The 7,787-nt window shown below is 57.6% G+C and carries 8 protein-coding genes; 7 read left to right on the top strand and 1 reads right to left on the bottom strand.

Features of this window, described 5'->3' with window-relative positions; translation table 11 throughout:
* The 5 genes from HZA03_00955 to HZA03_00935 form a co-directional block, all read left to right on the top strand.
* A partial coding sequence (locus HZA03_00955) for an IS110 family transposase (GenBank protein MBI5636517.1) occupies positions 1-118 on the top strand: 118 nt, incomplete at its 5' end.
* 188 nt (positions 119-306) lie between these two features.
* Positions 307-618, top strand: coding sequence for a helix-turn-helix domain-containing protein (locus tag HZA03_00950; protein ID MBI5636516.1), 312 nt, complete (start codon positions 307-309; stop codon positions 616-618).
* Positions 619-646: 28 nt separating this feature from the next.
* A complete protein-coding gene (locus HZA03_00945; protein ID MBI5636515.1) occupies positions 647-2,329 on the top strand; it encodes a hypothetical protein in 1,683 nt (560 codons plus the stop codon).
* 199 nt (positions 2,330-2,528) lie between these two features.
* Positions 2,529-3,239 (top strand): flagellar brake protein, encoded by a 711-nt coding sequence (locus HZA03_00940; protein MBI5636514.1) that lies wholly within the window; start codon positions 2,529-2,531, stop codon positions 3,237-3,239.
* 138 nt (positions 3,240-3,377) lie between these two features.
* On the top strand, positions 3,378-3,602 hold the full coding sequence (locus HZA03_00935; protein ID MBI5636513.1) for a hypothetical protein: 225 nt from the start codon (positions 3,378-3,380) through the stop codon (positions 3,600-3,602).
* A 39-nt stretch (positions 3,603-3,641) separates the two neighbouring features.
* On the opposite strand, the gene HZA03_00930 is transcribed toward HZA03_00935, so the two are convergent.
* Entirely contained in the window at positions 3,642-4,670 is a 1,029-nt protein-coding gene (locus HZA03_00930) for a hypothetical protein (GenBank protein ID MBI5636512.1), read from the bottom strand.
* A gap of 577 nt (positions 4,671-5,247) precedes the next feature.
* Here HZA03_00930 and aprB point away from each other — a divergent pair.
* On the top strand, positions 5,248-5,691 hold the full coding sequence (gene aprB / locus HZA03_00925) for an adenylyl-sulfate reductase subunit beta (protein ID MBI5636511.1): 444 nt from the start codon (positions 5,248-5,250) through the stop codon (positions 5,689-5,691).
* A 15-nt stretch (positions 5,692-5,706) separates the two neighbouring features.
* The gene (locus tag HZA03_00920) at positions 5,707-7,656 is read left to right on the top strand and encodes an adenylyl-sulfate reductase subunit alpha (protein ID MBI5636510.1); all 1,950 of its coding nucleotides are present in this window, start codon (positions 5,707-5,709) and stop codon (positions 7,654-7,656) included.
* Positions 7,657-7,787 lie beyond the last annotated feature (131 nt).

Here is a 7,787-nt window from a genome sequence, read left to right as displayed (position 1 = left end):
GGGAAAACCGAAAAAAGTGGCCCTTATCGCCGTCATGCGGAAACTGCTGCACATCGCCTACGGCATACTTAAAAACAAAACCGCCTTTAACCCGAAATTGCACATGAAAACCGCTTGACGCGCAAGACCGTATCTACCGGGTTAATTTCTTGAATTCGGGGTCGTCGCACCTTCAGTTTCTCTAATTACTTCTATCTGATTGATAAATTATGCTGTGAAGAATTAATAAGTTAGCCAAAAGGCACATTATTGGTATTGACAAATGTGCGTATATGCACATAGAATGGCTGGCAAGGAGGATCAGGTATGAAAACAGGTAATGTTATTGCAACTGGTGTCCGGAAGGGGGCGGTCAAGGAATCGGCGCGGGGGAGGGAGGGGGAAAAGGCTCTCTCTTCAGCGCCGGAAGCAGCCGAAAAGGGGATGGCCGCCGCTCCCGCCGATACCCCGGCTCCAAAATTCCTTACGGTGTTACAGGTGGCGCGGCGGTGGGGGGTATCCGAATCGACCGTGCGCCGCCTCATCGAAGAGGGGGCGTTAACCGGCATACAGTTGCGCCACGCCCGCAGGCTGTCACTGGCCTCGGTGGTGGCGCATGAGGCGCGCGCCAGATTTTAACGGTGCGCGCCGGGGTATAATACCCGGCATGGAAGGCTACCTGCTGCTGAGCGCGGTCCGCCGCCGCATCCTGTGGAACGGCATCACCCGCGCCACGCGCCACCAGCGCAACGGGATGATCCTGCTCGCGCTGCTGGCGACAGCCTTCATCGCCGGCGACTACCTCTTTTTCCGCCGGGTGATCGCCTATATCCTCACCCTGCCGCTGGAGCTGGCCGACATCCTTATCCCCCAGTTCCTCATGGTGATCTGCCTCACCTTTTTTTCCATGCTGACCTTCTCCAATATCATCGCCGCCATCAGCACATTTTATCTTTCGAAAGACCTCGATCTGCTGATAGCCTCGCCCATCGGCATGCGTTCGATATTCGCCCAGCGTTTTCAGCAGACCACCATCAACAGTTCGTGGATGCTGTTCGTCTTCGGCCTGCCGATTTTCGTGTCGCTGGGCGAGTGTTACGGCGCGCCGCCGCTCTATTACCCGCTGATGTTTTTGGCGCTCATGCCGTTCATCCTCATTCCGGCGGCGCTCGGCACGGCGGTCACCATGCTGCTGATGCGGTGGTTCCCCGCGCGCAAGACCTACCAGTTCCTTTCCATCATCGGGCTGGTGTTCATGGGAAGCCTCGTGATGTTTTTCCGGTTCATGCAGCCGGAGAAGTTCCTGGGCAGGAAGATACCGGTGGCGCAAATACAGGCGTATGTGGAACAGTTGAAAGTGCCGTCCTACCCGTGGCTGCCCAGCACATGGCTCACCTCCGCGCTGGATGCCGGCACAAAAGGCAATTTCGGCGAGATGTGGTTCTGGACGCTCGTGGCGTGGGCCGCCGCGGCGGCGCTGCTGGCGTTCGTCTTTTTCGGCGTGTCGCGCGTGTATTACCGCGGATGGTCCATCGCCTACACCGGGCGGGAGGGAGTGCGGGGGCGGCGGGCCAGCCGCTTCTATCCCCGGCTGGAGGAGCGGCTGCGGTGGCTCAAGCCGCCGCTGCGGACAATCATCATGAAGGACATGCGGCTGTTCTGGCGCGATCCGGCGCAGTGGACGCAGATATTCATGCTTGCCGCGCTGGTGGCGGTCTATATTTTCAACATCCGCTCGCTGCCGATGGACTCGCTTTTCCTCAAGAATTTCGTGTCGGTGATGAATATCGGGCTGGCCGGCGTGGTGCTGGCCGCCATCGCGGTACGCTTTGTTTTCACCAGCACCTCCATCGAGGCGCGGAGTTTTTGGCTTATCAAGTGCGCGCCGGTCGATTTTTCCCAATACCTTTGGACCAAGTTTTTCTTCTACCTCGCGCCGCTGCTCCTTTTGGCGGAAACGCTGGTGGTGGTCAGCAATTCTTTTCTCGATGTCGACCCGTACCTCATGGCGATTTCCGCCGGGGGGATTTTCTTCATCACGGTGGGGTTGACCGGCCTTGGCATCGGGCTGGGGGCGGTCTATCCGGTGTTCGAGCATGAGAACATCGCCGAGGTCGGCGTTTCCACCGGCGCGATTTATTACATGATCCTCGCGCTCGGCTACCTCGGCGTCATAGTGATGTTCGGCGTACGGCCGGTCTGGGTCCATTTTTCCGAAAAATTCCTGAGCCGGGAGGTGGGCGGCTGGGAAGTCTACGCCTGTTACGCCATCGTCGTCGGCCTCACCGCGCTGGCGACGGTGGTGCCGATCCGGATGGGCGCCCGCGCCCTCGCGCGCGAGGAGCACTAACCGCGCGATGATTGCCTAACCATTTTCATAGTGTTATAGTATATTACGTATTAATCGTACCGGAATAGACGGGCAAAGCCATTTGAACTGGCTGAATCATCTATTTAACAACCTCATGCGGGAATTTGACGGTGGGAAGAAACATTTGGGTATTCTTGATTGCGGTGGCGGCTGGGCGCGCAATTTATAACGGGTTGGGATGAACGCGCCACGCAAACCTCCGGCGGGGGTTGCCACGTTTTTCACCGCCAACAATCCGGTGGAAAAGTTCTGCGATGTCGGCGACCCGCTGGTCATTGAATGGAAGGAAAAGCGCTACCACAGCCAGTTGCGGGGGGCGAAGGCGGAATATATCACCGCCAACATCTTGGGGGGAAAGCCCCGTCTTTCCATCCTGCCGGAGACCAGTTTTCTTCTCGCCGACATGCCCAAGGGGTATGCCGCCGCCGGCTTCGAGCATAATGCGCCGCTGACCGTGCGGTTTCTTTCCGGCGGATCGGTGTACGCGTTCAAAACGACGTTGATGCGGGTGCATAGCCAGCCGCCGATTCTGGTGCTGGAGTATCCGGACGAGGTGCAACGCTATAACTTGCGGAGCAACGAGCGGATCAGCATCGTCTCTCCCGCGCGTATATCCGAAAACGGCGGATCGGTGTGCAAAACGGGGGCGGTGCTGGACATCTCCGCCGATGGCGCCCGGGTCGGCCTCGATGCGATAAACGGCATTGGCGTGGGGGCAAAACTCCATCTTTCGTTCACCCTCCCCAACGGCGCGGCCGTGAACCAACTGGCCGCGGCCGTGCGGAACATCAGCGAAGAAAGCGGCAAGTATCTGCTGGGAATCAGCTTTTGGGAGCATAATCCCATGGTGGGCGGGTTTTGCCGCGAGTGCGTGGAGTGCCTGGAGTGACCCGATATTAAAATCGGGCGAATAAACGGCCATCATTGATGATTGGTTCTGATGTTAGAATAATCACGGATACACATGGTTACCGCATGGCTTGCGTATTTTCCGGAAAGACGTTACAAAAAGATGGAGGGGGCGGCGATGAAGATACAGGTTGCCAGTGGCACTCATTGCGATGGGTTTAACGAGGATGATGTCATTGAATGTCCCATGCAAAATGTGGGATTGGAAGCGGGGGAAATGGTTGCCGTTTGTCTGCGGTATGGCGCGATTATCCATGAAAATGAACGTTGCCTCCCCTGTTTGGACGACTACCCCGGCAGCATTGAGATTGAGTGGCCGGATCCGCGGCCGAAAGTAACATGACGGCTTAAATCGCCAAAACCCATACATTTGGGGAAGGAATTATTCCACCAATAACATTTTGTACTTGGCGAGTTTCCCCAGCCCCAGCGTCCGCACGATATGCTCTTTCACCGGCCCGACGAATATATAGCCGGGCCGCGCCGCCGCGGATATGAAGTTCTCAAGGAAATGCGTCCGCGCCTCATCATCGTAATATTGAAACACGTTCGCGCAGACCACCATGCGGAACCCTTTTTTGCGCGGCTTCCGCTTAAGATCGAAGGTATTGAACGAGATGAAGCGCTGTATTTCCTTTCCGAACCGCATCGTGTCGCCATCCAGCGCGCCGTACCGCTGGAAATACGCCCGGTAATCCCTGAGGTCGTTTTTACCCGCCTTGTATTCGCCGATTTTCGCGCCTTCAACAAGTTTCTGGTTTATGTCCGTCGCGAACACCTTGAACGGGCAGGCCGCCTTGAGACGGGCAAGCGTCCGGTGGATGTACATGGCATAGGAGTAGGCCTCCGCCCCGCCGCTGCATGCGGCGCTCCAGAAAAGAAAAGGCTCATCCGGCGTTTCAGCAAGGTGCCGCGGGATGACCACTTCCCGCAACGCCGTGAACGTGGTTTTTTCCCTGAAAAAGCGCGTGGCGTTCGCCACCACTCCCCCCGCGTGCCCCTCGCTGAATCCCTTGGTTCCCGATTCGAGCGAAAGCCGGGCGGAGGCGGGATTCCAGTCGTGCGGATTGGCCTTCTTCCTGAATACGGCCGCATGACCGGCTTTTGGATCGAAGTGAACCTCCCGGTAGTACAGCCCCCCCTCATCGTGCCGCTTGAGGTTCAGGGACGCCTTCCGGGCGATGGCCAGCATCCGGTCCCATTTCCACCGGGAGTTGTCCGCCCCTCCCAGCAGGACGGCCTCCAGTGACGCGGCGGAAAATCCCCCGCGGGAAAACCTCTCCAGCGCGCTGTTCAGAAGGCCGGATACCGTGTGCGTGTAACCGTTCGCGCTGCCGTTCGAGCTGATGGCCGCGCCAAGGGAACCGTCGGCCGCGCGCAGAAGGAGCACGGGGTTTTGTCCGATATCCACGCTTATGTTCCGGGAGTTAATCCACACCCCGGTTCCTTTATGGGATGCGGGCGTTCGTTCGTTTTCTTTCAAAAGTTTAAAATGTATCATGTCGCTTTCCGCCGCTATGGACGATTCCATCCGCCAATCCGCATAACGCTGATTATACCTATTTTCACCACCATAATATCCGCCCGCATCGACAGACCCTCGTTTGAAAAAACCCCTTGCGGATAGCGGTTCTTCAAATCCTCCCCGCTGCTTGCGGGTTACGATTAAATCTGTATTGCGTTTGAAAAATTGAATGGTATTTTCGCCATAAGGGCGGCTTCAACGCCATGCGCCTTGAAGGCGTAAAATTTTTTTGATCCGTCCGCCGGTTTACAGCTCATTGAATTATGCGGGCTTCCATTGTTTTTCAAAATACAAACACCCTACGACACGTTGGCATTATTATTGCGCGGAAATAGTGTCCATCAGGCTTGAGGGTTATGGGAAATCGCCGGGGAAAAAACATGCCGCGCGGCCATAACGGGTAAAGAGCCGCGGCGCGGGATAAGGTACCGGCCTTAAATTTTTTTGGGGAGGGTTTTCACAAATGCCGAGTTTTGTAATTTCGGACAAATGCGATGGCTGCAAGGGGCGCGACAAGACCGCCTGCATGTACATTTGTCCCCACAACCTGATGAAGCTCGACAAAGAGCGGATGAAGGCTTTCAATCAGGAACCGGAGCAGTGCTGGGAATGCTACAACTGCGTGAAAATCTGTCCGCAGCAGGCGATAGAGGTCCGGGGCTATGCCGATTTCGTCCCGCTCAACGCATCCGTCCTGCCGCTGCGAGCGAGCGATTCGATAATGTGGACGGTGAAGTTCCGCAACGGATCGATCAAGCGCTTCAAATTCCCGATACGGACCACGCCGGAAGGGTCGATAGACCTCTGGGGGGGGATGCCGGAAGCCGATTTAAAAAACATAAAAAACCCAGGCTTTTTCACCCATCAGGGAAGCGGCGTGAAACTGCCGGTGCCGGGCAAACAGTAAAAAGGGGAAATCAAAATGGCCGATTTCAAGCATATCCAAAAGCCGGAGATTGTCGAAGTTGAAACCGATTTCCTCGCCATAGGCGGCGGCATGGCATCCTGCGGGGCGGTGTACGAGGCGTGCCGCTGGGCCAAAGGGAAAAAATTAAAAATCACCATGGTCGACAAGGCCGCCGCCGACCGGAGCGGCGCGGTGGCGATGGGGCTTTCGGCCATCAACACATACCTCGGCGAGAAAAAGCCGGAGGACTACGTGAAGATGGTTCGCGGCGACCTCATGGGAATCATCCGCGAAGACCTCGTGTACGACCTCGGCAGGCATGTGGACGACAGCGTCCACCTTTTCGAGGACTGGGGGCTTCCCGTCTGGAAAACCGACGACGAGGGGAAGACCCACGACGGCGCGTACAAAGGCAAATCGCTGCGCGACGGCGGCAAACCGGTGCGGTCCGGCCCGTGGCAGATAATGATCAACGGCGAATCGTACAAGGTCATCGTCGCCGAGGCCGCCAAAAAGGCGCTGGAGGAAAACCGGCTGGAAACCGGCGAGGCGCAGAACCTCTTTGAACGGGTCTTTATCGTGAAACTTCTCATGGACGACAAAGAGGAAAACCGCATCGCCGGGGCGGTCGGCTTCAGCGTGCGCGAAAACAAGATATACATATTCCGCGCGAACGCCGTGTTGACGGCCGCGGGCGGGTGCGTCAACGTGTTCAAGACCCGCTCCACCGGCGAAGGCCAGGGAAGGGCGTGGTTCCCGGTGTGGAACGCCGGATCCACCTACGCGATGATGGCGCAGGCCGGCGCGGAACTGACCATGATGGAAAACCGCTTTGTGCCGGCGCGGTTCAAGGACGGCTATGGCCCCGTCGGCGCATGGTTCCTGCTGTTCAAGGCGAAGGCGACCAACTCGCTCGGCGAGGACTACTGCGTCACCCACTTCGAGGCGGCCAAAAAACTGTACGGCAAATGGGCGGAACGGCTGGGCACCTGCATCAGGAACCACATGATGATGGAGGACATGAAGCTCGGCAAGGGGCCGATTCTGATGAATACCCACACGGCCCTCCAAAAGCTGGCGCAGACCATGACGCCCAAGGAGATAAAGCATCTGGAGGCGGAGGCGTGGGAGGACTTCCTCGACATGACCATCGCCCAAGCCGGCGTTTGGGCCGCCAATAACATCGAGCCGGAGAAGACGCCGTCGGAGATCATGCCGTCGGAACCGTACCTTCTCGGTTCGCACGCCGGTTGCGCGGGCGTATGGGTGAGCGGCCCGGAGGACTTTGGGCCGAAGGAGTGGTGCTGGGGATACAACCGCATGACGACGGTCAACGGGCTTTTCACGGCCGGCGACGGCGTGGGGGCTTCGGGCCACAAGTTTTCCTCCGGCTCGCACGCGGAGGGGAGGATCGCCGGAAAATCGATGGTCGCATGGATACTGGATCACGCCGGGTACAAGCCGTCGGTCGCCGCCAGCGCCGACGATCTCGCGTACGAGGTGTACCGGCCGCTGGAAAATTTCGCGCAGCACAAGAACTACAGCACCGCGCCGGACGTCAACCCGAATTACATCAAGCCCAACATGTTCCAGATGCGCCTGCAAAAAATCATGGACGAGTATGTGGGCGGCATATCCACCTGGTATATGACCAGTAAGACGATGCTGGAAGCGGGCCTGAAGCACCTTGAACTGCTGAAGGAGGACAGCGCGAAGCTGGGAGCGGCCGATCTTCATGAACTCCTGCGCGCGTGGGAAAACTACCACCGGCTCTGGGCGGCCGAGGCGCATGCCCGCCACATCAATTTCAGGGAGGAGACGCGCTACCCCGGCTATTACTACCGCGGCGATTTTCTCGCGCTGAACGACCAGGACTGGCGCTGTTTCGTGAACTCGAAGTACGACCCGAAGACCGGCAAGTGGGATGTTTTCAAACGCGAGTACAAGCAGATAATCCCGGACTAGCACTGATTGAGCGTTAAACGTGGAGTAATACCGGAAAGAAATGAAATCCTCCCCTTTGCAAGGGGAGGTGCGGGAGGGGTTAAAAAACCTCCCCTGTTTCCCCTCCTTGCGAAGGAGGGGATGGTTTTTTG

Source organism: Nitrospinota bacterium, assembly GCA_016217735.1.
Classification (GTDB): Bacteria; Nitrospinota_A; UBA7883; order JACRGQ01; family JACRGQ01; genus JACRGQ01.
This window is presented reverse-complemented; position numbering and strand designations above follow the sequence as displayed.